Here is a 23,204-nt window from a genome sequence, read left to right as displayed (position 1 = left end):
AGGGGACGGCCCATGGATTTCACACCCGATTCCAGCCTGGCGGAGTTCCGCCAGGAGGTCCGGCGCTTCCTCCAGGAGGAAGTGCCGGCGGACCTCAAGGGGCTCCGCCGCGCCACCCGTTCGCCCCGCGAAGAGGTGATGCGCTGGCAGAAGGTTCTCAATCAGCGCGGCTGGGGTGCGCCCTACTGGGCGAAGGAGCACGGCGGCACCGGCTGGACCGTGCCGCAGATCCTGGTGTTCGACGACGAGTGCAGCGCGGCGGGTACCCCGACCCAGGACGGCTTCGTGCACAAGCTGCTGGGCCCGGTGCTCAACGCCTTCGCCACGCCGGAACAGAAGGCGCAGCACATGCCGGCCATCTTCAATGGCGAGCGGCTGTGGTGCCAGGGCTTCTCCGAGCCGGGTTCCGGCTCCGACCTGGCTTCCCTGCGCACTCGCGCCGAGCGGGACGGCGACCACTATGTGGTCAATGGCCAGAAGATCTGGACCAGCTATGCCCACCACGCGGACTGGATTTTCCTGCTGGTGCGCACCAACCCGGATGTGAAGAAACAGGCGGGCATCAGCTTCCTGCTGGTGGACATGAAGACGCCCGGCATCACCGTGCGGCCGATCCGCAGCATCGACGACGCCCACCACCTGAACGAGACCTTCTTCGACAACGTGCGCGTCCCGGTGGAGAACCTGATCGGCGTGGAAGGGCAGGGCTGGAGCATCACCAAGTTCCTGCTCAACAACGAGCACGCCACCGCTGCCGACCTGCCCGAACTCAAGCGCTACATGCGTGAGCTGAAGCTGTTCGCCTCGACGTTGCACGTGGGCGACCAACTGCTCTGCGAGCGTCCCCAGTTCGCCCTGAAGATGGCGCGCCTGGACGCGGAGCTGCAGGCCCTGGAAATGCTGGTACAGCGCGTCGCCCGCCTGGAGCAGGAGCACCGGCCGGAGTCCCACACCCTGGGCTCGATGCTGAAGATCCGTGCCACCGAGTTCCAGCAACGCATCACCGAGGCCCATGTCGAGGCGCTGGGGGACTATGGCGCGATCGCCTACCCGCATCCCCACGAGCCGAATCCGCGACAGGACTTCCCGCTGCAGGCGCTGGCCAATGGCATCGCCAACGAGATGTTCTTCCGTCGCGCTTCCACCATCTATGGCGGCACCAGCGAAGTGCAGCGCGGCATCATCGCCAAGATGCTGTTCCAACTTTGAAAGCAGGAAACGGGTATGGATTTCGATCTGACTTCGGAACAACAACTGCTGCAGGACAGCGTACGGCGCTACGTCGACAAGGCCTACAGCTTTGAATCCCGCATGGCCCTGCTGGCTGCGGGGAAGAACGGCAACGCCGACAACTGGGGCACCTTCGCCGCCAACGGCTGGCTGATGGCCGCGCTGCCGGAAGAGCACGGCGGCCTGGGAGGCTCGCTGCTGGAGACCGCGATCATCGCCCAGCAACTGGGGCGGGCGCTGGTGCTGGAGCCTTACCTGGGCTGCGCCGTGCTGGCCGCCCAGACCCTGGCGGCATGCGGCAACGGCGCACAGAAGGCGCGCCTGTTGCCGCGACTGGCGGAAGGCAGCTGCCGCATCGCGCTGGCCTATAGCGAACCGGGTTCCCGGGGCATGCCCGAGCCGGTGGCGTTGCGTGCCGAGCGCCACAGCGACGGCTTCCGCCTGCATGGGCGCAAGAGCCTGGTACTGGGGGCGGACGGTGCCGAGGCGTTTATCGTGTCCGCGCGCATAGCGGGCACCCAGGGCATCAGCCTGCTGCTGGTGGACGCCGACCGTCCGGGCCTGCAGCACCAGGCGCTGCCCCTGCACGACGGCACCTGGGTGGAAGAACTGAACTTCGACGGCGTGGAGGTGGCTGCCGACGCGCTGCTGTGCGAGGCCGGCCAGGGCCTGCCGGCGCTGCGCGAGGGCCTGGCCCACGGCATCGTGGCGCTCTGCGCCGAGCTGATCGGCGGCATGGAGAAGACCCTCGAGGTCACCGCCGAATACCTGAAGGTGCGCAAGCAGTTCGGCGTGCCCATCGGCTCGTTCCAGGCCCTGCAGCACCGCATCGCCGATATGGCCGCGGAAATGGAGGTGGCGCGCTCGATGCTGCACGCCGCGCTGTCCGCCGTGGCCAACGATGACCCGGCAACCCGGGACAAGACCCTGTCCGGCGCCAAGATGCTGATCTGCCGCGCGGCCAGGTTCGTCTGCGGCCAGGGCATCCAGTTGCACGGCGGGATCGGCGTGACCGAGGAATACCTGGTGGGCCACTACTACAAGCGCGCCGTCGTCGCCGACCTGCTGCTGGGCAGCAGCGACAGCCACGAAGCGGCCTATGCCGAGGCCCTGCAGGCCGAACTGCGCGCCTGACCCGCCAACCGAAACCATTGGGAGAGAACAAGATGAAAAGCTACGAAACCGTGGCCGAACTGCAGGCCCTGGTGGGAGAAGTCGTGGGCACCAGCGACTGGGTGGCCATCGACCAGAACCGTATCGACACCTTCGCCGAGGCCACCGGCGACCATCAGTGGATCCACGTCGATCCCGAGCGCGCCGCCAAGGGGCCCTTCGGCAAGCCGATCGCCCATGGCTTCCTGACCCTCAGCCTGCTGCCCACCTTCATGACCAACGCCTTCGAGGTGTGCAACGTGAAGATGGGCGTGAACTACGGCCTGAACAAGGTGCGCTTCGTACAGCCGGTGCCGGTGGACAGCCGCCTGCGTGCGCACTTCAAGGTGCAGTCCTGGGAACCCCTGGAAGGCAACGGCGCCCAGGTCACCTACGAGATGACCGTGGAAATCGAAGGCGCGGCCAAGCCGGCCTGCGTGGCGGAAACCATCCTGCGGGTGTTCGGCTGAGCGCAGGATGTCGGCCCGCTGACGCAGTGACAAGCGGCTGGCAGTGCCAGCCCGTGGAGAATGGAACTTATGGCGCAAGATCGCACTGGTCCTCTGGCAGGACTGAGAATCCTCGAGATCGCGGGCCTCGGGCCGGCACCTTTCTGCGGCATGCTGCTCGCGGATCTGGGCGCGGACGTGGTGGTCGTGGATCGCCTGGCGGCAGGCCCGGAAGACCTGGACCTGGGCAAGCATTCGGTGGTGAACCGTGGCAAGCGGTCGATAGCCGTCGACCTCAAGAGCCGGGCAGGCATCGACACCGTGCTGCAACTGGTGGAAAGCTGCGACGCCCTGATCGAAGGCATGCGCCCCGGCGTGATGGAGCGCCTGGGCCTCGGACCGGATGTGTGCCTGGCGCGCAATCCGAGGCTGATCTACGGCCGCATGACCGGCTGGGGCCAGAACGGTCCGCTGGCCCAGGCCGCTGGCCACGACCTCAACTACATTGCCCTGTCGGGTGCCCTGTGGTGGTCCGGTCAGCCCGGTGAGGCGCCGATGTCCCCACCGAGCCTGGTGGGCGATATCGGTGGTGGCTCGCTGTACCTGGCCGTTGGCCTGCTTGCCGGCATCATGAACGCGCGGGCCACCGGCCAGGGGCAGGTGGTGGACGCCGCCATCGTCGATGGCAGCGCCCACATGCTGAACCTGATGCTCGGCCTGAAATCGGCGGGCCAGATGACCAACGAGCGCGGCAAGAGTCTGCTGGACGGTCCGCACTGGTACCGCACCTACAGGTGCTCCGACGGCAAGTTCGTCTCCGTGGGCGCGGTGGAGCCACGCTTCTACAGGTTGCTGCTGGAGAAGCTCGAGCTGACCGGCGATCCGGCCTACGCCAAGGGCCATGATCCGGCGCAGTGGCCGCACCTGCACGAAGGCTTCGCCGCCCTGTTCGCGACCAGGACCCGCGACCAGTGGTGTGCGCTGCTGGAGGGCACCGATGCCTGCTTCGCGCCGGTGCACGATCTCGACGAAGCGGCGGCCCACCCGCATATGGTGGAACGTGGCGTCTACAGCCGGATCGACGGCGTGCTACAGGCCAATCCGGCGCCGCGCTTCTCGGTGACCCAGCCCGCTTCGCCCGGCGCCATACCGGCACGCGGCCAACACTCGGAGGCCGTGCTGCGCGATTGGTGCGGAATGTGAACGGCCCTGGTCGAGTCGGCCGGTTCGGATGTCTGAGCCGGCCACTGATCCGGCCGTTCAGCAGCGGTCGCGCCCGGGATGCCGGGCCGCGACTCGAAATGATCTGGAAGGAACGTTGCATGAACAAGAACAATTCGACGACCTTGCTCCACCGCTTCCTGCATTGGGAGGAAACCCGCCCCGATGCGATCCACCTGACCCAGCCCGTGCCGGAGGGCGTCGCCGAATACAGCTGGCGCGAGGTCGGCGACCAGGCGCGCAGGATGGCGAGCCACCTGAAGTCGCTGGGACTGCCCGCCGGCAGCAGCATCACGATCATCGGCAAGAACAGCGCCCACTGGATCATCGCCGACCTGGCGATCTGGATGGCCGGGCATGTGTCCGTCCCCCTGTATCCGACGATGAGCGCGGAAACCCTGCGCTACGTCTTCGACCATGCCGGCATCCGGCTGGTATTCCTCGGCAGGATGGAGATCGGCAGCAACATCCAGGACATGCTCCCGGCTGGCGTTCCGGTCGTTGCCTTGCCCCTGGCACCTGCAGGCGACTACGCGCAATGGGACGAGCTCGCCACGGCCAACGAGCCACTGCGGGACATCCGCCTGCCGGAGCCGGGCGAGCTGGCGACCATCATCTACACCTCCGGCACCACCGGCACGCCGAAGGGCGTGATGCACAGTTTCGGCGGCATGTATGCCTATGCCTCCCTCGGCGGCGGGGACTTCTGCAAGCTGGAGCCCGGGGACCGCCTGCTGTCCTACCTGCCCCTGGCGCACGCCGCGGAACGTTCCTCGGTGGAGTCCAACTCGCTGTGCCACGGGGTCCAGGTCTTCTTCAACGACAGCCTCGAGACCTTTACCCAGGACCTGTGCCGGGCGCGGCCGTCGGTGTTCATTTCCATGCCGAGGCTCTGGACCAAGTTCTACCAGGTGATCAACGCCAGGCTGCCGGCCGAACAGCAGGCGCTGCTGTTCAGCCCGTGCGAGGCCGGCGCCGCCCTCAGGAAGCAGGTACTGGTCATGCTGGGGCTGGACCAGACGCGCATCGCCTTTACCGGCTCGGCGCCATTGCCGCCGGAGATCGTCAGCTGGTACCGCAACCTGGGCCTCGAACTGCTGGACGTCTACGGCATGTCCGAGAACTTCTGCTATTCCCACTACAGCCGGCCCGGACAGGTGCGAGTGGGCTATGTGGGCCAGGCGCTGCCGGGCGTTCGTTGCCGCATCTCGGAAGAGGGCGAGATTCTGGTCGATTGCCCGACGCAGATGATGGGGTACTACCGGCAACCGGAGCTGACGGCCGAAAGCATGACGGCGGACGGCTACTTCAAGACCGGCGACCGTGGCGTGCTGGACGAGGAGGGGCGCCTGAAGATCACCGGCCGGGTGAAGGAGCTGTTCAAGACCAGCAAGGGCAAGTACGTGGCACCGGTGCCCATCGAGAACCGGCTGGGCCACAAGGCGGTGGAGGCGGTATGCGTCACCGGCCCAGCCCTGCCTCAGCCTTTCGCATTGCTCATGCTTTCCCCGGAGGGACGCAGCAGCATCGCCGACCGGCAAGGCCGCGAGCAGCTGAAGGCTGAGCTGGAGGCTCTGCTGGACAGCGTCAATGCCGGCCTGGAGGCGCACGAGCGGCTGAGTTACGCGGTGGTGGTGAGGGACTCCTGGAGCATCGAGAATGGCTTCCTCACCCCGACCCTGAAGATCAAGCGGGACGTCATCGAGAACCGCTACCTGGGCAATGCCGAAGCCTGGCTCGAATCAGGCCAGGCGATCATCTTCGAAGACGATCCGGCCTGGTCCTCCTGAACCGCCTGCGGGGATGCGAAACGGGCCGCTTGCCCTTACGTATCCCCGCGCCGGTTCCTCTCCCGGCACCATTCTCCGATCCGAACCTCGCCCGCAATCCACTACGCAGCGGCTTGCGTAGTGCCTTTCGCTTCCTCCCTGGATTCCCGCTCCCCCGAGGGAGAGGGTGGCCCCTCCAAACATGGGGGGGAAACACGGCAAGGGGCTCACGTAACGTCATTGAAGGTCGACAGCTGGACCCGGTTCGCAACAGGCGGATCGCGAGGGTTCGCCCTGCCAACCCGATGACAACGAACGAGCCACTGACGGCCTTGCGCGCCGCTGGTTCCTGCGATCCAAAGGAGCGACACAGAATGAAAGTCTGCATGCCGAGCGAAGAACAAAGCCTCGCGGTGGAGAGCTTCCGGAAATTTCTCGACGCGGAGATCCGTCCGATCGCGCGTCAGTATGGTGATCGGCACATTCCGAAGGACCGGATGCGCGAAATCACCCAGGGTATCGCCGAATTCGGCCTGCCGGGCGTGAGCGTGGCCGAGGAACATGGGGGCCTGGGCCTGAGCCTGGTGACGGAAGCCATGCTGTTCGAGGAACTCTGCGCGGTTTCCGTGGATATCGGCCTCTGCGTGATGATCAACAAGGGCATGGCGATCACCCTGGCCGAGCTGCCCGAGTCGCAGGCCCACCTTCGCGAGCGCTACCTGCCGGACATCATGGCCGGCCGCACCTTCGGTGGTTTCTGCATCAGCGAGCCGGACGTGGGTTCCAACGTGGCCGACATCAAGGCCACCGGCAAGCGCGATGGCGATCACTTCCTCATCAAGGGCGAGAAGACCTGGATCTCCAACGGACACTATTCCGACTTCCTGATCACCACGGTGCGCACCGGCGAAAAGGCGCTTTCGCACATCCTGGTGGACCGCGAGGAGCATGGCTATGAATCGCGCAACATCGACAAGATCGCCCTGAACGGCCAGTCCACCGCCCAGGTGTTCTTCGACAACGCGCGAGTGCCGGCACGGAACATCATCTGGGAGGAGGGTGCCGGCCTGAAGAACACCATGAAGCTGTTCGAGAAGGCACGCGCCAACGTCGGGATGCTCTCCGTCGGCCTGATGCGCGCCGCCCTCGAGGCGTCCATCGCCTATTCCCGGGAACGCCAGCAGTTCGGCAAACCCATCGCCGCGCACCAGCTGGTCGCCGCCAAGATCGCGGAGATGGCCACCCTCACCGATGCCGCCCGACTGATGTGCTTCAGGGCCTTCTCCATGATGGACGCCGGCATTCGCTGTGACGTGCAGTCGTCGATGGCCAAGTGGTTCGCCACCGAGATGGCGGTGAAGGTCTGTCGCGACGCGGTCCAGCTGCACGGCGGCAACGGCCTGACCAAGGAGTTCGATGTGGAACGCCTGGCCCGCGAGGCGATCGTCATCCCGATCCCGGACGGCACCACCGAGATCCAGAAGCTGATGATCTCCCGCGCGTTGACCGGTATCGGCGCGTTCGTCTGATCCTTGGCGGGGCGAAGCGGCGCCTCGTACCCGGCCATTTCACCCCGGACACCACGCTCCCGAAGGAGGGCGGCGTGGTGTCCGGCGTCTTCGTTCCACGCCCGCCCGCCGGCGGTTTCCGGGGTTCCGGACACCCCCTCCCCATTCGCCATTTCGGGGGGGGCGGAGCGGCAAGGCCCTTGGATACAAAGAACTGGCCAGCACCCGTCGGGAAGCCGCATGAGACGCCTGCAGCCTCAGGGTTCAGCCGTGGCTGTGGGGCCAAGTCCTGGGGCCGCCTGGCAAGTCCGCGTTCGCGCCAGCCGAGGGAGGCGTGTTCCCCGAATCGAGTGTCGCGCGGACGCCGAACATCACAACCTTAGAAGGTGGAGACATGACTAGACTGACAAGAACCCTGATCGCAGCCAGCCTGCTGGCGGTGCATACAGGCGTGCTCCATGCTGCGGTGTCTGCGGAAGAGGCGAAGCAGTTGGGAACTACCCTGACGCCGGTCGGCGCCGAGATGGCGGGCAACCAGGACGGCAGTATTCCGGCGTACACGGGCGGTCTGACCACGGCGCCGGCCGGGTTCGACAAGAGCAAGGGCGTGCGCCCCGATCCCTTCGCCAGCGAGAAGCCCCTGTTCTCCATCGATGCAGCGAACATGGACGCCCATGCGGACAAGCTGAGCGACGGCCAGAAGGCGATTCTCAAGAAGCTCCCCGGCTTCCGGATGGACATCTATCCGAGCCACCGCAGCGTCGCCTATCCCCAGGCCATTCTCGACAACAGCGTGAAGAATGCTACCCGCGCCAGCCTGTCGACCGACGGCTACACCCCGGTGGGCGCCGGCGGCGGGATTCCGTTCCCGATCCCGAAGAACGGCATCGAGGTCATGCTCAACCATATCGCCCGCTACCAGGGCATGTCCTACGTGATTCCGAAGTATTCGGCGTTCAATATCGATGCCGCGGGCAAGCGCGTGCTGTCGACCCAGGGCGTCTGGACGCTGGAAAGCCCCTTCTACGACCTGTCGAAGGGGGCCGAGCCGACCATCTATACCCGCGCGCGGACCAACTACACCGGACCCGCCCGCCGCGCCGGCGAGGCCGTCATGACCTTCGAGAGCATCGACGGGGCCAAGGGGCGGCGTGCCTATCAGTACCTGCCTGGCCAGCGCCGCGTACGCCTGGCGCCGGACCTCGCCTATGACACGCCCAACCCCAGTACCTCCGGCATGTCCACCATTGACGACGTCAACCTGTTCAACGGCCGGATGGATCGCTACGACTGGAAACTGGTCGGCAAGAAGGAAATGTACGTCCCGTACAACACCTACCGCTTCACCTACGCTGCCGACCCGGACGCGGTCTTCGGCGACAAGTTCGTCAATCCGGACTTCGTACGTTGGGAACTGCACCGCGTCTGGGTAGTGGAAGCGACCTTGAAACCGGGCGCGCGCCATATCTATTCCAAGCGGACCTTCTATGTCGACGAAGACAGCTGGGCGGCACTCGCCAACGATCAGTACGACGGTCGCGGCCAGCTGTGGCGTCCCGGCTTCGCCTACCTTACGGCGCTCTACGACGCATCGGCCATCAACACCACCACCTCGGGCCACTATGACCTGATAGCCGGTTCCTATTACGTCAACACCTGGCCCGGCAAGGGCGGCCTGATGGTCTCCGAGAGCATGACCTCCGACAGCCGCTGGACCCCGGACAGCCTGGCGGGCGCCGGCATCCGTTAATTCATGGGGAGTCGTTTGGGCGGAACCGACCTGTTCGGTTCCGCCTTTTTTATTTGTGGATGGGGTTGATGTCGGATTGGCAAGTGGGTGTGAGTCGTAGGGTGGATCACGCTCCATCGATCCACCGTCGGTGCCGGGCCTGGACTCGCTGGTGGATGTGAAAAGCGACATCCCCCCTACGAAAAGAGTGCCACCGGAAAGGCAAAGGCCCCGGTCGAACCGGGGCCTCGGTGGAGCCGGGAGCCGCTCAGGACACCCGTCGCGCCTGATCCTTCCAGTAGCGCTCACGCACCTGCCGGCGCAGTACCTTGCCCACCGCGCTCACGGGCAGCGCGTCGACGAAGGTCACCGACTTGGGCGCCTTGAACCGGCCCAGGCGCTCCTTCACCAGCTCGATCAGTTCTTCTTCCGTGACGGCCATGCCCGGCTTGAGCACCACTTCGGCGTGCACCGCCTCGCCCCATTTGTCGTGGGGCACGCCGACCACGGCGGACATGGAGACGGCAGGGTGGGCATTGAGCGTGGCTTCCACTTCGACGGCATAGACATTGAAGCCGCCGGTGATGATCACGTCCTTCTTGCGGTCGACGATGAACAGGTAGCCGGCCTCGTCCAGGTAGCCCAGGTCGCCGGACTTCCAGAAGCCGTTCTCGAACTCGGCGGCGGTGCCTTCCGGGTTGTTGTGGTAACCGGAGATGGTGCCGCGCCCGCGCAACCAGATCTCCCCGGTGGTGCCGGCCGGCACCGGGTTGCCGGCATCGTCCACCACCCGCAGTTCGATGCCGGTGGTCGGGCGTCCGGCGGAGGCCAGGCGGCCGGTCTCGATGGCGGTGAGGTGGTCGGCCTTGGTCAGGGTGCAGACCGCCTGGGCGCACTCGGTGGAACCGTAGAGCTGGAAGAAGATATTGCCGAAGCGCGCCTGGGCCTGCTCGAGCTTGGCCGGGCTCATGGGGGCGGCGCCGTAGTACAGGGTCTGCAGGCTGGACAGGTCGTACTGGCTGGCTTCCGGCAATTCCAGCAGCCAGCCCACCAGGGTCGGCACCATCAGGGCGGTGGTGATGCGCTCCGCCTCGACGTTGCGGCACCAGGCCTTGAGGTCGGCGGCGTTCTGGGTGACGGTGCAACCGCCACGGAACAGGGTGGGCAGCAGCGAGAGGCCCGAACCGTGGCTGATGGGGGCGATATGCAGGTAGCGGGTGAGCTCGTTCAGGGCCTGACTCTGTTCGCTGTCGGCGTACATCGAGTCTCGCGCCGCCAGCCAGTTGTCGATGGTGTAGCGGGCGCACTTGCTCCTGCCCGTGGTGCCGCCGGTGAAGCGGTAGATCAGCACGTCCTGGTGCACGTCGGACTCGACTTCCGGCTCCCGGTCGGACACCCCTTCGAGCAGGTCCCAGAAATATCGGGCATAGGCATGCCGCGCCGGCGGAAGGTCCATGCATATCACCCGGGCGCCGCTCTGGCGCAGCATCTCGCCGTAGCGGTCGAGTAGCCCGGTCTCGATGAAGATCGCCTTGGGCCGGATGAACTCGATCTGCCAACTATGTTCTTCGAGGGAGTCGCGGATATTGGTATGGGCGATGGCTGCCTCGCCCTTGAACGCGGTCCAGGCGTGCAGCAGTGACAGGTTGTCGTTTTCCAGGATGCACAGCGCGGTATCACCGCGACGGAGGTCCAGGCGGCCGCGCATCATGTTGACGATGCGATTGGTCAGCCGATGCAGCTCATCGAAGCGATAGCGCCGATCGCGCTCGACGTTCACCAGGGCTTCCTGCTCGGCGTAGTGGTGGGCGACCTGGCCCATGACGCGGGAGAAATTCATCTTCATCGCGGTCTCCGTTTGTTGTTCTGGTTGGTGGAGAACGGATTCTAGGAAGGGCCTCTCGCGGCAGCGCCCCCCATCAGGGTAGGGGTGCGGCACGTTCCGCGGAGCGAAACCACGCGACCGGGGCGTAATCCCCTTGCGCGGCCCGCGTCAACCCGCCGAACCAGCCCCCCACCCCTCGTGGGTGGGGAAAAGCGGCTGGCGCTGCGAATAGGCTATCGGTGCCCGATTGGGCGCGTGATGGGTGTACGTCCAGAGAGGTGATTGTCGTGAACCGCAGTATTTCCACCTTGGCAGGCAGAAGTCGCAAGCTCGATGGCGGCGCGCTGTTCGGCAGCACGCCCCGTCGTGCCTGGAGCGACTGGTTCTGTCCGGACCACGACAACCAGGTGGAGTTGGCGACGCGTGGGATGCTGGTCCAGCAGGGCCGTTCGAACATTCTGGTCCTCGCCGGGACCGATGCCCTGCTGGCACCGCCTCCACGAACCTGCCGCTGCCAGAAACCGGTGTTCGGCCTGCTGGACAGCCTGGCGGAACATGGCCTGGGCGAGGGCGATATCCATGCCGTGCTGCTGACCCATCTGCATGCCGTGCTGCCGCGGGACGTGCAAGCCGTGGTCAGGGAAGGCGAGACCCCGCGGCTGCTGTTTCCCGGCGCACGCTACCTCACCGGGCGGCGCCACTGGCTGCGGGCCCGCCACCCGCATCCCCGTGATCGTGCGCTGTTCATCCCGCAGATCATCCGGAAACTGGAGGACAGCGGCCGCCTGCAATTGCTGGAGGAGGGCGGCAGCGAACTGCTGGGCCAGGACTGGCGCTTCCATGTCAGCGATGGCTACACCCCCGGGCAACTGCTGCCGGAGATCGAGATGCCCGGCGGTCCGGTCGTGTTCGCCGGCGATCTCGTTCCTGCCACCCAATGGCTGCGCCTGGAACTGACCACGGCGTTCGACCGCAACCCGGAGTCCCTGGTGGACGAGAAGGAGCGCCTGCTGGACCACCTGGTCGCCTGCGGCGGCCGGCTGCTGCTGGCGCGTGACCCCGAGGTGGCGATGATCAAGGTCCTGCGCGACCGGCAATCCCGCTACCAGGCATTCGACCAGCACACCGAGCTGAGCCGGCTGGATAGCTGATTGTCTGGATCGAACGAAGGAGCTGAACAGGTAGGGTGCGCCGCGCGCACCAGCGGTTGAGCGTCACGCGATGGCCGATGCCGCAATCGGTGCGCACAGCGCACCCTACGGTGGAGCCAGCGCAATAGTGAAAAAAACCCGCTCCAGGGAGCGGGTTCTTCGCACTTACAGGCTTCCCACCAGTTGCCCGCCATCCACCGCCAGCACCGCGCCAGACATATAGGCACCCGCTTCGCTGGCCAGCAGCAGGAAGGGGCCGTCCAGCTCCTCCAGCCGGCCGAGGCGGCGCATGGGCACCGCATCGCGGATATAGGCCTGGCCTTTCTCGCTGTCGAAGTAGGCGTCGTTCATCTCGGTCTTGAAGTAGCCCGGGGCGATGGCGTTGACCCGTATGCCGTAGCGGGCCAATTCCAGCGCAAGGGATCTGGTCAGCTGGACCACGCCGGCCTTGGCCGCGCAGTAGTGGCTGTAGCCGGTGCCCACCCGCAGGCCGAGCATGGAGGCGATATTGACGATGCTCCCCGGACGCTCGGCGCGCGCCAGGCGTTGCGCGGCGCACTGGGCCACGCGCCAGACGCCGTCGAGGTTGGTGGACAGCATGGCGCGCCAGTCTTCCTCGCTGACTTCCAGCACGCGCTGGCCATTGCCGATGCCGGCGTTGTTGAGCACCACGTCCACCGCTCCGAAGGCCGCCTCGGCGGCATCGAAGGCGGCCTCGACGCTGGTCCGGTCGGTGACGTCCAGCGCCACGGCCAGGGCCTCGCCGCCGTCACGGCGGACGGCCTCGGCCAGCTGTTGCAGGCGCTCCACCCGGCGCGCCGCCAGGACCACCCGGGCACCGGCCCGCCCGGCGACTCGGCCCAGGTGGGCGCCGATGCCGCTGGAGGCGCCGGTGACCAGCACGGTGCGGCCGGCCAGGGTAAAGGGGGCGAAGACGCTCATCAGAACACCTCGAACAGGCCGGCCGCGCCCATGCCGCCGCCGACGCACATGGTGACCACCACGTACTTCACGCCACGGCGCTTGCCCTCCAGCAGGGCGTGGCCGACCATGCGCGCGCCGCTCATGCCGTAAGGGTGGCCGATGGCGATGGCGCCGCCGTTGACGTTGTAGCGGTCGTTGTCGATACCCAGCGTGTCGCGGCAATACAGGGCCTGGCAGGCGAAGGCTTCGTTGAGTTCCCACAGGCCGATGTCGTCGACCTTCAGGCCGTGCTGCTTGAGCAGCCTGGGTACCGCCAGCACCGGGCCGATGCCCATTTCCTCCGGTGCCAGGCCGGCGACGGCGATGCCGCGGTACAGGCCCAGGGGCTCGAGGTTGCGTTGTTCGGCCAGGCGCGCGTCCATCAGCACGCAGGCGCTGGCGCCGTCGGAGAGCTGGCTGGCATTGCCGGCGGTGATGCAGCCACCTTCGATCACCGGCTTCAGGTTGCCGAGGTCCTGGAGGGTGGTCTGCGGGCGGTTGCCTTCGTCCCGGGCGAGGGTCACTTCTTCGAAACCGACGGTACCGCTGGCCTTGTCGACGATCTGCCTGGTGACCGTCACCGGAACTATCTCACCCTCGAACAGACCCGCCTGCTGCGCGGCGGCCGTGCGCTGCTGGGACTGCAGGGAGTAGGCATCCTGGGCTTCGCGACTGATGCCATAGCGCTCGGCGACCCGCTCGGCGGTCTGCAGCATCGGCATGTAGGCGTGGGGAACGTGACGCAGCACCTGCTCGTCGTGCTGGCTGCCGACCCAGTCCATGTGGCGGTTCTGCACCAGGCTGATGTGTTCCTGGCCGGCACCGATGGTCACCTGCATGCCGTCGACCATGATCTGCTTGGCGGCGGTGGCGATGGCCATCAGGCCCGAGGCGCACTGGCGGTCCAGGGTCTGGCCGCTGACGGAAATCGGCAGGCCGGAGGCCAGCACGCTCATGCGGCCGAGGTTCCAGCCGGCGGTGCCGGCCGGCATACCGGTGCCCATGACCAGGTCTTCGATTTCAGCGGCTTCTATGCCGGCGCGTTCCACTGCGGCGCGAATGGCGAAGGCGGCCATGGTCGGGGCGGTGGTGGCGTTGAACGCGCCGCGAAACGCCTTGCCGATGGGCGTACGGGCGGTGGAGAGGATGACGGCTTCTTTCATGGTCTTGTCCTGTCAGAGGTATGGGCTGGCTCCGACCGGAGGCGGCGCCAGCCGGGTGCGATCAGATGCGTTCGATGCGGGTCTTGCCGGCGGCCACCAGGCGCTCCAGCAAGGGCGCGGGGGTGAACCACATCCGGCCGTACTCGCCGAGGGCCTGGCGGTAGTGGCGGATGCCGTCCAGCACCTTGTCCAGGCCGAGCTGTTCGGCGTAGTGCATCGGGCCGCCGAGATGCGCGGGGAAGCCGTAGCCGTTGAGCCAGACCAGGTCGATATCGCCGGCGCGCAGGGCGATGCCCTCGTCCAGCAGCTGGATGCCTTCGTTGATCAGCATGAACAGGCAGCGGTCGTGGATCTCCTGCTCGCCGATGGGGCGGCGGGGTACATGCAGTTCACCGGCCAGGCGTTCGGCCAGGGCCACCACTTCGTAGTCGTCCTGGCGGTCGCGGCCTTCGTAGCGGTAGAAGCCGCGGCCGGTCTTCTGGCCATAGCGGCCGAGGCTGTACAGCTCGTCGCCCAGGCGGCAGTAGCTCTCGTCGTGGGCGAAGGCGGCGCGGTTGGAATCGCGCACGAGGAAGTTCACATCGACGCCCGCCAGGTCGAGCATGCTGAACACGCCCATGTTCAGGTCCAGATCGGTGAGCACGCCGTCCACCTGCGCCGGCGTCGCGCCTTCCAGTACCAGACGGTGGGCTTCGCGGGAGTAGGGTTCGAGCATGCGGTTGCCGATGAAGCCGAAGCAGACGCCGGAGACCACCGGCATCTTGCCGATGGTGCGGCCCATCTTCAGGGTGGTGGCCAGGACGTCCGGCGCGGTGTCGCGGGCGTTCACCACTTCCAGCAGGCGCATCACGTTGGCCGGGCTGAAGAAGTGCAGGCCGATGACGTCCCGGGGGCGGGAGGTCACGGCGGCGATCTGGTCGACGTCCAGGGAGGAGGTGTTGGTAGCGAGGATGGCGCCCGGCTTGCAGACGCGGTCGAGGGTGCGGAACACCTCCTGCTTGATCTCCATCTTCTCGAACACGGCCTCGATCACCAGGTCGGCGTCGGCCAGGTCGGCGTAGTCCAGGCTGCCGGTGAGCAGGGCCATGCGCTGCTCCAGCTGGGCTTCGGTCAGCTTGCCGCGCTTGACGCTGATGCCGTAGTTGTTGCGGATCTGCGCCAGGCCACGGTCCAGCGCTTCGCCCTGGCGTTCCAGCAGGGTCACCGGGATGCCGGCGTTGGCGAAGTTCATGGCGATGCCGCCACCCATGGTGCCGGCGCCGATCACCGCGACCTTGGCGATGGGGCGGGGCAGGGTGCTGGCGTCGATCCCCGGCACCTTGCCGGCTTCACGCTCGGCGAAGAACACATGGCGCAGTGCCGCCGACTGGCGCGAGGCCTCGGCCTGCTTGAACAGCGCGACTTCCCGGACCAGGCCTTCCTCCAGCGGCAGCAGGCAGGCGGCTTCCACCGCCGAAAGTACCAGGCGCGGCGCCAGGCGGCTCTTCCAGCGCGGCTCGTTCCGTTCGCGGAAACGGGCGAGGAAGTCATCCGACAGACCCTTGGCCGGTTCCGGGAAGGGCTCTGCCGGCCGTGCCGGGGAGCCATTGGCGATCAGTTCGTGGGCGTAGGCGCGGGCCTCGTCCAGCAGCGTCTCGGCGCTCGCCGCGAGCTTGTCGAGAATGCCGAGCGCGAGGGCAGGCTCGGCACGCACCTGCGCGCCGGACAGCATCATGTCGAGCGCCGCTTCGGCGCCGATCAGCCGAGGCAGGCGTTGGGTGCCTCCGGCGCCAGGGAGCAGCCCGAGGTTGATTTCCGGCAGGCCGACGCGGGTCTGCGGCTCGCCGATGCGGTAGCCGCAGGCCAGGGCCAGTTCCAGGCCGCCACCGAGGGCGAGCTTGCCGATGGCGGCCACCAGCGGCTTGTCGAGGCGGGTCAGGCGCAGGAGCAGGCCGGGGAGGTCGGGTGCGGCGAAGGAGGCCTGGTTGCCGAACTCGCTGATATCGGCGCCGGCGCTGAACAGGCCGTTGGCGCCGTGGAGGATGACCGCCTTTACCGACGGATCGGCCGCGGCCCGCTCGCAGGCCTCGAGAATGGCCGCGCGCAGGGGCTGGCCGAGGGCATTGACCGGGGGACGGGCGAGGCCGATCAGGGCCAGGTCGTCTTCGACCCGATAAGTGACCAGTGGATTCATGATGACTCCTTGTAGTGCGCTGAAAGTGTGGGGCGGGCTCAGAACCAGCGGTCCTGCATGTCGAAGCTGGTGCGGTTGCCGGATATGAGCAGGTGTGCCTGGATGTCGATGGAGGCCAGCTCCCAATCCATGAAGTAGCGGGCCGCCTGCAGCTTGCCGTGGTAGAAGTCCGCCTCGTTGTCCGTTGCACCGGCATCGAGGGCACGGCTGGCCACCCGTGCCATGCGCAGCCACAGCCAGCCCACCAGCACGCGACCGAACAGGTCGAGGTAGGGGGTGGCGTTGGCGAGGCCGAGGTTGGCGTCCGCGGCGACCTGGCCCAGCAGGCTTTCGGTGACTTCCTGGAGCCGGTCCAGGGCGCCGGCCAGGATGTAGCCGAGCGGGGCGCAGCGGTCGTCGCGCCCGGCTTCGCCCAGGGACTCGCGGACCAGCGCCAGGAACCGACCATAGCCGGCCCTGCCTTTTTGTTGCAGCTTGCGGCCCAGCAGGTCGAGGCCGTGAATACCCTCGGTGCCTTCATGGATGGGGTTCAGGCGGTTGTCCCGGTAGTACTGCTCCAGGGGGTATTCGCGGATGTAGCCCGACCCCCCCAGGACCTGAACGCCGATATCGGAGGCGATGACGCCGTACTTCGAGGGATAGGACTTGACCATGGGGATCAGCAGGTCGAGCAGCTCCCCGGCATCGCGACGCTCTGCGTCGGTGGCGGCGGTGTGGGCATCCTCGAACAGGCTGCTGGCGTACAGGCACAGCGCCAGGCTGCCTTCGGCATAGACCTTCTGCTGCAGCAGCATGCGCCGCACGTCGGCGTGCTCGACGATGCGCACCTGCGGCGCCAGCGGGTCCTTGGCGCCCGGCAGGCGGCCCTGGGGGCGCTCGCGGGCGTAGTCCAGGGCGTGGATGAAGCTCTGGTAGGCCAGCGCCGAGGCGCCGAGGGCCACGCCGATGCGCGCCTCGTTCATCATCTGGAACATGTAGGAAAGGCCCTTGTCGGCCTCGCCCACCAGGTAGCCGACGGCGCCGTCACGTTCGCCGAAATTGAGCACGGTGGAGGTGGTGTTGCGGTAGCCGAGCTTGTGCAGCAGGCCGGCCAGGGCCACATCGTTGTGCGCACCCGGGCTGCCGTCGGGGCTGACCAGGAACTTCGGCACCAGGAACAGCGAGATACCCCGGGTCCCGGCTGGGGCACCTTCGATCCGGGCCAGCACCATGTGCACGATATTCTCGGTCAGCTCGTGGTCGCCGCCGGAAATGAACATCTTCTGGCCGCGGATGCGGTAGCTGCCGTCGCCGGCCGGACGGGCGCTGGTGCGCAGGTCGCCGAGGGCGGAGCCCTGGCCGGGTTCGGTCAGGGCCATGGTGCCGCTGAAGCGGCCATCGAGCATCGGCGGCAGGAAGCGCTGGCGCAGTTCGTCGCCGGCGAAGCTCTTGACCAGGTTGGCGGCGCCTATGGTCAGGAAGGAATAGGCCACCGTGGCGATATTGGCCGCGTTGAAGTAGGCCATGCTGGCCCGCAGGATGACTTCCGGCAGCTGCAGGCCGCCGTCCTCGGTATCGTGGTGGGCGGCGAGGAAACCGGCCTGGGCGAAGGCATCCCAGGCGGCCTTGGTTTCCGGGATCAGGGTGACCTTGTCGCCGTCGAAGGTCGGCTCATTGGCATCGCCCTTCTGGTTGTGCGGGGCGAAGAATTCGGCGGCGATGCCGCGAGCGGTTTCCAGGGTGGCGTCGAATACGGCGCGATCCTGTTCGGCATAGCGCGGACGCTGGAGCAGGGCCTCGGTGTCGAGCAACTCGTAGAGCTGGAAACTCAGCTCGCGTTCGTTCAGCAGCGAATCGGTCATTTCGTTCCCTTGTACTGGTCGGCCGGCGAGCGGCCGGGGGAGTGGGCTTTGCCAGTAGAGCGAAATGCCGGCGGACGCGCCCCCACCCTTATGGAGTGGGAGCGGACGTGGCAGCGGCTGGTGCCATTGGCTTTCAGGTGGCGGGGACAGCGCCGCGCATCTTGCGGTGCGGTTAGCTCCGACCTGCGCTGGCACGTCGTGTCTTGCTTTTGCCCTTGGCTGCCGAGGCGGCGACGGCCATCGCCTTCATTTCCTCGTAGGAGTCCTTCAGGCACTGCGCCAGGAAATCCGGATCGGGCACCACATTGGGCGAGCTGGTCAGCGAGATGAACATCTTTCCGCAGTAGCTGGTGGGGTTCCAGATCAGGGAAAGGCCATCGGCCAGGGGGCCGACGCCGCACCAGTAGACCAGCCTGGCGCCAAGCATGTAGAGCGGCACGTTGGGCCCGGGAACGTTGGTCACCATGCAGTTGTGCAGGATCACCGGTCCCTTGCCACCCACGCCCATGGCCGTAGCCAGGCGACCGGCAAGGCCCAGGGTGGCTGGCGGCGCGAATTTCTGCAGGTTGGTGAGGTCGTGGGCGCCGATGGCATTCTGGACCGCTTTCGACTCCGAGGTGGCGGTGTGCACCGCTTCCAGGCGTTCGAGGGGGTTCTCGATATCGGTGCGCAAGGGGAAGCTGACCATCGAGATGGTGTTGCCGCTGGCGGTGGCTTCGTTGCCCTGGCGGGTATTGACCGGTGCCAGGGTCACCAGGGACTTGTCCGGCAGTTCCTCCTTGGCCTCGAGGTAGCGGCGCATCGCCCCGCCGATCATGGCCAGGACCGCATCGTTGACCGTCGCCCCCGGTACCAGGTTCTTGATCTGCTTCACCGCTGCGAGGTCCAGGGTGACCGAGTCCCAGACGCGACTGGCCAGTACATCGGCGTTGAAGCGCGTGCGCGGTGCGCCGCCGCCGGCGGACAGCACCGAGCGGGCCACGGAGCGCAGGCTGGCCAGCGCCAGCCTGGGCAGCACGCGGGCCAGCGGCCGGGCCATGCGCGCCGAGGCCGAGATGTTGTCGGTGAGCATGCGGCTGAACGTATCCAGCGGCCCCCAGGTCTGCCGCCGGGGCATCGCTGCCGGCGTGTCGCCGAGCACCGACACGGGCTTGCCCCGGGCGCCGGCCATGTCGTGCAGGGCCCAGGTCAGCTCAGCCGCCGCTGTGCCATCCATGGCGGCGTGGTGCGACTTGGTGAGGATGGCGAAGCTGCCCTTGGGCAGGCCCTCGATATTGTCCAGGCCTTCGATGACATACATTTCCCAGGGGGCCCGGGAGAGATCGATGGTACGGGCGTGGATGCGCGATACCAGGATGCAGAACTGCCGCCAGTCACCCGGCTTGGGCAGGGCGAAATGGCGGACGTGGAAGTCGATGTCGAACAGCTCGTCTTCCACCCAGTACGGATAGCCGAGCCCGAAGGGAACCTGGACGATCTTGCGGCGGAACACCGGCGAAACATCGAGACGATGCGAAATGTGGCGGACGATCTCGCGGAACCCGAGGCGTTGTCCATCCACCGTGGACTGGTCGTAGATGTAGATCATCGTGCCATGGGACGCGGCATGGGGACGATCGACTGTCAGGAACATGGCGTCCTGCCCGCTGAGCTTGGTCATCGTTGGAGGTCTCGCAAGGTTGTGGCTGTGGTTGAGCGACTGGCTGGATCGATCGACCTGGCGGGCGAGCGCGAACGGCCCGTCGATGCGACCATGGTCGAGGTGCTGCATGTTCGACGAACCGGGGTGCTCCCCGTCCCCCTACATTCGGGGGGATGCGCGGATCCGCTATGGACGTAGGCTGTCGGCCATCGAAGGGGCTCCGGTGCCGGTCGGCGGGGCGTGGGCTGGATTTCTCAGGGGGATTCTGCGTGTTGAATGAAGAGGCGTGCGCTGGCGATATGGGTTCGAACGATCCGGGTAGCCCCTGGTGGGAACGTCTTCCCGAGGATTTCTGGCGGCAGGCGGACGGGACCGAGCTGGATGCGCTGCATCCCCTGAAGGTCCATGGCACCGCGGCCGTGGAGAGGGTGATGCGTACCTCGTTGTCGGCCACGGTGGCGGCCGCCACGCTGGTGTCGTTGTTCGGGAACGGTCGCATGCAGCAGGAGCTCGAGGCGTTGCGCTTCTACGAACCCTTGGCGCGGGCGGGGGATGCCACGCGGGTATTCCTGCCGCCACCCGGGGACGTCGCCATCGCGGCGCGTGAACTGCCCGGGTACGACATCCGGCGCTTCCAGTTGCGCTTCGCCAGCCCATTCCAGCCGCTCAATCCGGCAGCCCGCCCGCAGTTCGAGGCCATGCAGCGCAATGCCTTCGCCCACGCCCAGCACTGGTGCCATGGTGACCGGCCCAGACCCACGCTGATCCTCATCCATGGGTTTGCGGCGGACCCGTACTGGCTGAACGCGAAGGCGCTGTCGCTGGCCAGCTTCTACCGGCGCGGCTACGACATCCTGCTGTTCACCTATCCCTTCCATGGCCGGCGCGCCGAACCCGGCGACTGGTTCAGCGGCCATGGCCTGTTCGGCCGCGGCCTGGTGTCCTTCAATGAGGCGCCGCTGCATGCGATCCACGACCTGCGCGTGTTCATCGACTATCTGCACAAACGCGGCGTCGAGCGGATCGGCGTGGCCGGCATATCCCTCGGCGGGTACACCGCGGCGCTGCTGGCCGCGGTGGACGAGCGCCTCGACTACTGCATTCCCATAGTGCCCGCGGTCAGCCCGATCGACGGGTTCCTCGATTGGCAGCCCACGGGCCTGCTGCTGACCCGGCTGATGCGCAGCCAGGGGATCGGCATCGCCGAAATGCGTGGCCTGTTCGCGGTGCACAATCCGCTGACCTACAAGCCCTGCCTGGATGGCCGGCGGATGCTGATCATCGGCGGCGCCGGCGACCGGGTGACCACGCCGCGTCACCTGCGGCTGCTCCAGCAACACTGGCCGGGCAGCGAGCTGCACTGGTTCCCCGGCAACCACATCCTGCACCTGGGCCGCAGCGAGTACCTGCAGCGCATGGGCGAGCTGATGGATCGCCATTCCGGCCTGTAGCTCGAAGCCCCGGCCCACTCGTTAGTAGGGGGGAGGGCGGGGCGCGATCCTTCTTATCGTGCTGGCCGTGGTGTCGGCCGCTCCCGCTTCGCTGGACTCGTCGGCATCGGTTCATCCTTCCCGAATCAGCTAGCGAGGCCGGCCCATGCGTACCCTGGCGTTCCACACGACCAAATCGATCCTTATCGAGTGCGGAGCTTCCCGCCGCCTCGCCACCCATGTGCGGAGCATGGGCTGCCAATCCGTGCTCCTGGTCACGGACCCCGGCGTGCTGGGCGCGCGCCTGCTGGACCCGGTACTGGCCGAACTGGAGCGCGATGGCTTGCGCGTGGCCGTGTTTTCCGAGGTCCAGGCCGACCCGCCGGAGGCGGTGATCCTCGCCGCGGTGGAGGCCGCCAGGGCCTGCGCGGCGGACTGCGTGATCGGCTTTGGCGGCGGCAGCTCCCTGGACGCCGCCAAGCTGACCGCCTTGCTCGCCCGCAGCGCGGAGTCGCTGGTGGAGGTCTATGGCATCAACCTCGCCAAGGGGCCACGCCTGCCGCTGATCCTGGTGCCGACCACCGCCGGCACCGGTTCCGAAGTCACGGCGGTCTCGGTGGTGACCACCGGCGCCGGCGAGAAGAACGTGGTCATCTCGCCGCTGCTGCTTCCCGACCTCGCCGTGCTCGACGCCGAACTGACCCTCGGCCTGCCGGCGCCGGTCACCGCTGCCACCGGCATCGATGCCATGGTGCATGCCATCGAGTCCTACACCAGCCGGCATCTGAAGAACCCGATCTCCGATTGCCTGGCCCGCGAGGCCCTGCGCCTGCTGTCGGCCAACCTGCATCGCGCCTGCCGCAACGGTGCGGACCTGGAAGCGCGGGAGAACATGCTGCTGGGTGCCTGTCTCGCCGGCATGGCGTTCGCCAACTCCCCGGTGGCGGCGGTCCATGCCCTGGCCTATCCCCTGGGGGCGCGCTTCCACATTCCCCACGGGCTGTCGAACTCGCTGGTACTGGAGCCGGTGATGCGCTTCAACCTGGAAAGGGTCGCGCCGCTCTACGCGGAACTCGCGGACATCGTCCTGCCCGGCCTGACCGGGGATGCGCAGGCCAAGGCCAACGCCCTGGCCGATTACCTGGGCGGCCTGGCCGGCGAGCTGCAGCTGCCCACGCGCCTGGGGGAACTGGGCATAGGCCAAGCCGATATCGAAGACCTGACGGTGGATGCCACGAAACAGAGCCGGCTGCTCGGCAACAACCCCAGGGAACTGGGCATCGACGACATTCGTTCCATCTACGAGAAGGTCCTATGAACCGCACACGCCCCACCCGCAGCCAGTTCCGCCACTTCACCAGCATGCCCACCCGCTGGGGCGACCATGACTCGTACGGCCACGTAAACAATGTGGTCTACCACTCCTACTACGAGTCCGCGGTCAGCCTCTTCCTGGTGGAGGAAGGGACGCTGGACATCGCCAGCAGCCCGGTGATCGGACTGATCGTGGAGAACTGCTGCACCTACTTCTCGTCGGTGGGCTTCCCGGACCGCGTCACCGTCGGCATGCGCATCGCGAAACTGGGCAACAGCAGCGCCCGCTACGAGCTGGCGCTGTTCCGCAACGACGAGGAAGAGGCTTCTGCGGCGGGGTACATCGTCTATGTCTACGTCGACCGGGCGACCAACCAGTCGGCGACCATTCCGGACGGTGTGCGCACGGCACTGCTCAAGCTGGTGGACTGATCCTCCCGCGTGGAGTGGGGCCCCGGACCCTGTGGGGGTGAATTCATTCGCGAAGGGATGCGCAGCATCCCCCCGGCAAGTGCGCAGGCCGGTCCTGCGGACCGGTTCGCGATTGAAATCGCCCCCACAAAAAAACGGCTCCCAGCCAACACTCGCCCACCGGCGGGCCTCGACCCTGTGGGGGCGAATTCATTCGCGAAGGGATGCGCAGC

17 protein-coding genes are annotated in these 23,204 nt (G+C 66.9%); 11 read left to right on the top strand and 6 right to left on the bottom strand.

All coding sequences use genetic code 11. The annotated features are described in order from the left end of the window. The first annotated feature begins 12 nt into the window (after window positions 1-12). The 7 genes from ACFPU0_RS04040 to ACFPU0_RS04010 all read left to right on the top strand — a co-directional run bounded on the left by ACFPU0_RS04040 (window position 13) and on the right by ACFPU0_RS04010 (window position 9,079). A complete protein-coding gene (locus ACFPU0_RS04040; protein WP_377691503.1) occupies window positions 13-1,209 on the top strand; it encodes an acyl-CoA dehydrogenase family protein in 1,197 nt (398 codons plus the stop codon). A 15-nt stretch (window positions 1,210-1,224) separates the two neighbouring features. Further along, window positions 1,225-2,364, top strand: a complete 1,140-nt coding sequence (locus ACFPU0_RS04035) for an acyl-CoA dehydrogenase family protein (protein WP_377691502.1) — start codon at window positions 1,225-1,227, stop codon at window positions 2,362-2,364. A gap of 32 nt (window positions 2,365-2,396) precedes the next feature. Further along, entirely contained in the window at window positions 2,397-2,852 is a 456-nt protein-coding gene (locus ACFPU0_RS04030; RefSeq protein WP_377691501.1) for a MaoC family dehydratase, read from the top strand. 69 nt (window positions 2,853-2,921) lie between these two features. Continuing rightward, window positions 2,922-4,034 carry a CaiB/BaiF CoA transferase family protein gene (locus ACFPU0_RS04025; RefSeq protein WP_377691500.1) on the top strand — a complete coding sequence of 371 codons (1,113 nt, stop codon included), beginning with the start codon at window positions 2,922-2,924 and terminating at the stop codon, window positions 4,032-4,034. Between the two features lie 119 nt (window positions 4,035-4,153). Next, complete coding sequence (locus ACFPU0_RS04020) at window positions 4,154-5,842, top strand: AMP-binding protein (RefSeq protein WP_377691499.1); 1,689 nt, start codon at window positions 4,154-4,156, stop codon at window positions 5,840-5,842. Window positions 5,843-6,195: 353 nt separating this feature from the next. Further along, a complete protein-coding gene (locus ACFPU0_RS04015) occupies window positions 6,196-7,350 on the top strand; it encodes an acyl-CoA dehydrogenase family protein (protein ID WP_377691498.1) in 1,155 nt (384 codons plus the stop codon). Window positions 7,351-7,723: 373 nt separating this feature from the next. Next, window positions 7,724-9,079: a DUF1329 domain-containing protein gene (locus tag ACFPU0_RS04010; protein WP_377691497.1), complete on the top strand. Its 1,356-nt coding sequence runs from the start codon at window positions 7,724-7,726 to the stop codon at window positions 9,077-9,079. 247 nt (window positions 9,080-9,326) lie between these two features. On the opposite strand, the gene ACFPU0_RS04005 is transcribed toward ACFPU0_RS04010, so the two are convergent. Then, window positions 9,327-10,904 carry an AMP-binding protein gene (locus ACFPU0_RS04005; protein ID WP_377691496.1) on the bottom strand — a complete coding sequence of 526 codons (1,578 nt, stop codon included), beginning with the start codon at window positions 10,902-10,904 and terminating at the stop codon, window positions 9,327-9,329. Window positions 10,905-11,170: 266 nt separating this feature from the next. Here ACFPU0_RS04005 and ACFPU0_RS04000 point away from each other — a divergent pair, with 266 nt between their 5' ends. Further along, complete coding sequence (locus ACFPU0_RS04000; RefSeq protein ID WP_377691495.1) at window positions 11,171-12,034, top strand: MBL fold metallo-hydrolase; 864 nt, start codon at window positions 11,171-11,173, stop codon at window positions 12,032-12,034. 165 nt (window positions 12,035-12,199) lie between these two features. Here ACFPU0_RS04000 and ACFPU0_RS03995 read toward each other — a convergent pair whose 3' ends face one another. The 5 genes from ACFPU0_RS03995 to ACFPU0_RS03975 form a co-directional block, all read right to left on the bottom strand. Continuing rightward, entirely contained in the window at window positions 12,200-12,976 is a 777-nt protein-coding gene (locus tag ACFPU0_RS03995; protein WP_377691494.1) for an SDR family NAD(P)-dependent oxidoreductase, read from the bottom strand. After that, on the bottom strand, window positions 12,976-14,160 hold the full coding sequence (locus tag ACFPU0_RS03990) for an acetyl-CoA C-acyltransferase (RefSeq protein WP_377691493.1): 1,185 nt from the start codon (window positions 14,158-14,160) through the stop codon (window positions 12,976-12,978). The genes ACFPU0_RS03995 and ACFPU0_RS03990 overlap by 1 nt, the downstream gene beginning before the upstream one ends. Before the next feature lie 61 nt (window positions 14,161-14,221). Next, complete coding sequence (locus tag ACFPU0_RS03985) at window positions 14,222-16,333, bottom strand: 3-hydroxyacyl-CoA dehydrogenase NAD-binding domain-containing protein (RefSeq protein WP_377691492.1); 2,112 nt, start codon at window positions 16,331-16,333, stop codon at window positions 14,222-14,224. A gap of 38 nt (window positions 16,334-16,371) precedes the next feature. Beyond that, entirely contained in the window at window positions 16,372-18,174 is a 1,803-nt protein-coding gene (locus tag ACFPU0_RS03980) for an acyl-CoA dehydrogenase (protein WP_377691491.1), read from the bottom strand. Between the two features lie 172 nt (window positions 18,175-18,346). After that, the gene (locus ACFPU0_RS03975) at window positions 18,347-19,945 is read right to left on the bottom strand and encodes a wax ester/triacylglycerol synthase family O-acyltransferase (RefSeq protein WP_377691490.1); all 1,599 of its coding nucleotides are present in this window, start codon (window positions 19,943-19,945) and stop codon (window positions 18,347-18,349) included. A 170-nt stretch (window positions 19,946-20,115) separates the two neighbouring features. On the opposite strand from ACFPU0_RS03975, the gene ACFPU0_RS03970 reads away from it, so the two are divergent. From ACFPU0_RS03970 to ACFPU0_RS03960, 3 genes are all read left to right on the top strand, one after another. Beyond that, entirely contained in the window at window positions 20,116-21,267 is a 1,152-nt protein-coding gene (locus ACFPU0_RS03970) for an alpha/beta hydrolase family protein (RefSeq protein ID WP_377691489.1), read from the top strand. Window positions 21,268-21,412: 145 nt separating this feature from the next. Then, a complete protein-coding gene (locus ACFPU0_RS03965; RefSeq protein WP_377691488.1) occupies window positions 21,413-22,564 on the top strand; it encodes an iron-containing alcohol dehydrogenase in 1,152 nt (383 codons plus the stop codon). After that, a complete protein-coding gene (locus ACFPU0_RS03960; protein ID WP_377691487.1) occupies window positions 22,561-22,992 on the top strand; it encodes an acyl-CoA thioesterase in 432 nt (143 codons plus the stop codon). The genes ACFPU0_RS03965 and ACFPU0_RS03960 overlap by 4 nt, the downstream gene beginning before the upstream one ends. The last annotated feature ends 212 nt before the right edge of the window (window positions 22,993-23,204 follow it).

The organism is Pseudomonas sp. GCM10022186 (assembly GCF_042656385.1).
Lineage (GTDB): Bacteria > Pseudomonadota > Gammaproteobacteria > Pseudomonadales > Pseudomonadaceae > Metapseudomonas.
This window is presented reverse-complemented; position numbering and strand designations above follow the sequence as displayed.

Bases quoted from the DNA above. Each gene is read 5' to 3' on its own strand.
- ACFPU0_RS04005 (WP_377691496.1), bottom strand. From the start codon at position 10,904: ATGAAGATGAATTTCTCCCGCGTCATGGGCCAGGTCGCCCACCACTAC.
- ACFPU0_RS04030 (WP_377691501.1), top strand. From the start codon at position 2,397: ATGAAAAGCTACGAAACCGTGGCCGAACTGCAGGCCCTGGTGGGAGAA.
- ACFPU0_RS03990 (WP_377691493.1), bottom strand. From the start codon at position 14,160: ATGAAAGAAGCCGTCATCCTCTCCACCGCCCGTACGCCCATCGGCAAG.
- ACFPU0_RS04015 (WP_377691498.1), top strand. From the start codon at position 6,196: ATGAAAGTCTGCATGCCGAGCGAAGAACAAAGCCTCGCGGTGGAGAGC.
- ACFPU0_RS04035 (WP_377691502.1), top strand. From the start codon at position 1,225: ATGGATTTCGATCTGACTTCGGAACAACAACTGCTGCAGGACAGCGTA.
- ACFPU0_RS03965 (WP_377691488.1), top strand. From the start codon at position 21,413: ATGCGTACCCTGGCGTTCCACACGACCAAATCGATCCTTATCGAGTGC.
- ACFPU0_RS03980 (WP_377691491.1), bottom strand. From the start codon at position 18,174: ATGACCGATTCGCTGCTGAACGAACGCGAGCTGAGTTTCCAGCTCTAC.
- ACFPU0_RS04040 (WP_377691503.1), top strand. From the start codon at position 13: ATGGATTTCACACCCGATTCCAGCCTGGCGGAGTTCCGCCAGGAGGTC.
- ACFPU0_RS04025 (WP_377691500.1), top strand. From the start codon at position 2,922: ATGGCGCAAGATCGCACTGGTCCTCTGGCAGGACTGAGAATCCTCGAG.
- ACFPU0_RS03970 (WP_377691489.1), top strand. From the start codon at position 20,116: ATGGGTTCGAACGATCCGGGTAGCCCCTGGTGGGAACGTCTTCCCGAG.
- ACFPU0_RS03995 (WP_377691494.1), bottom strand. From the start codon at position 12,976: ATGAGCGTCTTCGCCCCCTTTACCCTGGCCGGCCGCACCGTGCTGGTC.
- ACFPU0_RS03985 (WP_377691492.1), bottom strand. From the start codon at position 16,333: ATGAATCCACTGGTCACTTATCGGGTCGAAGACGACCTGGCCCTGATC.
- ACFPU0_RS04020 (WP_377691499.1), top strand. From the start codon at position 4,154: ATGAACAAGAACAATTCGACGACCTTGCTCCACCGCTTCCTGCATTGG.
- ACFPU0_RS03960 (WP_377691487.1), top strand. From the start codon at position 22,561: ATGAACCGCACACGCCCCACCCGCAGCCAGTTCCGCCACTTCACCAGC.
- ACFPU0_RS03975 (WP_377691490.1), bottom strand. From the start codon at position 19,945: ATGCAGCACCTCGACCATGGTCGCATCGACGGGCCGTTCGCGCTCGCC.
- ACFPU0_RS04010 (WP_377691497.1), top strand. From the start codon at position 7,724: ATGACTAGACTGACAAGAACCCTGATCGCAGCCAGCCTGCTGGCGGTG.